The organism is Inquilinus sp. NPDC058860 (assembly GCF_042743185.1).
GTDB lineage: Bacteria > Pseudomonadota > Alphaproteobacteria > DSM-16000 > Inquilinaceae > Inquilinus.
This window is the reverse complement of sequence record NZ_JBHYMS010000145.1, coordinates 1-1,405: the sequence shown is the minus strand read 5'-3', so window position 1 is coordinate 1,405 and position 1,405 is coordinate 1. Positions and strand designations below refer to the sequence as shown.

Here is a 1,405-nt window from a genome sequence, read left to right as displayed (position 1 = left end):
TGGACTGCACCCCTGGACTGAGACAACGGAGTTTAAGTGACAGGGTGCTGTTGGTGTCAGTGGGGTCGAGGGTTGACGAGGTCAGCTTCGAATTCGGTTGGGGGTTTGTAGCCGAGGGCGGAATGGAGCCTCTGGCGGTTGTAGGTTGTCTCCAGGAAGGTGCCGATATTGCGCCTGGCGTGGTCAATTGACGAGTAGGCGCTGGCGTTGACCTCCTCCTTCTTCAGGGTCTTGAAGAAGCTCTCGGCCTTGGCGTTGTCGTAAGGGTTGCCGGGCGCGCTCATGCTGAGGCGGATGGCATGGTCGTGGAGGCGCCCGGTGTAGTCGCCACAGGCATATTGAACGCCTCGGTCGGAATGATGGATCAGGCTGTCGGGCGGCGGCCTGCGGTGGTGCAGGGCCATGTCGAGGGCGGCGAGAGCGAGCTCGGCGCGCAGGTGATCTTCGAGGGCCCAGCCGACGACGCGGCGGGAGAAGGCGTCGAGGATGACGGCGAGATAGACGAAGGCCTCGGCCAGGCGGACATAGGTGATGTCGGCCACCCAGATCTGATCGAGCCCGGTGGGGATGAGCGATCGGATCAGGTTGGGGGCGATGCGGAAGCCATGATCGCTGTCGGTGGTCCGGGGCACGAAGGCCTTGGTGCGCAGGACGAGCAGATTGTCCTCGCGCATCAGGCGCAGCACCCGCTTGGCGTTGACGGCGATGCCCAGGCGTTTGAGCGCCGCGGTCACCGGGCGGTAGCCGTAATGCTTGTGCGCGAGGGCGATATGGTGAATGGCGTCGCGCAGATCGGCGTCGGCTCGGGCCGGGGCTTTGTGCTCGAGGAAGCGGTAATAGCCGGCGCGCGACACGCGGCCGAGCTGGCAGAGTTGGTCGACGGCGGCGGCGCCTTGCAGGGTCCGGCTCCCGGTCATGGCTTGGATGACCGCGTAGAGCCGGGCACGGACGGATCGGGCGTCGTGTCCGCGTCCAAGGCCTGCAAGGCACGTTGAAAAAAATCGAGGCCCGCCTGCTGCCGGCCGATGATGCGTTCGAGCTCGCCGATCCGGGCCTGCGCCTTGGCCAGGGCTTCGGCCGGATCCGGCAGAGCGGGCTCGGGCGGCGGGGCGAGGGCTGCCGCCAGGCGCCGCTGGCGCAGGCCGGGCTTGGGGCCGCGCTTGTGGCGGAGCCCGGCCGCCCCTTCCGCCCGCCAGAGCGCACGCCAGCCATAGAGCACCTTGCGGCTGATGCCGAGGTCGCGGGCGACCGCTGCCAGCGCCTCGCCGGCTTCCAGCCGAACCATCGCCGCCTGCTTCAGCGCGGCCGGGAAACTACGTGTGGAAATCCTGGGCTTGTCGGGCATTCAGCCTCCGATCGCCCATGTCACCCTAATTCTTCTGTCTCAGTCCAGGGGTGCAGTCCA

The 1,405-nt window shown here is 67.2% G+C and carries 2 protein-coding genes; both read right to left on the bottom strand.

The window, feature by feature from the left end:
• Positions 1 to 56: 56 nt before the first annotated feature.
• The gene (locus ACFW16_RS36125) at positions 57 to 917 is read right to left on the bottom strand and encodes an IS3 family transposase (protein WP_380313934.1); all 861 of its coding nucleotides are present in this window, start codon (positions 915 to 917) and stop codon (positions 57 to 59) included.
• Positions 914 to 1,345, bottom strand: coding sequence for a transposase (locus ACFW16_RS36120; RefSeq protein ID WP_380313933.1), 432 nt, complete (start codon positions 1,343 to 1,345; stop codon positions 914 to 916). Before ACFW16_RS36120 ends, ACFW16_RS36125 begins: the two co-directional genes overlap by 4 nt.
• Positions 1,346 to 1,405 lie beyond the last annotated feature (60 nt).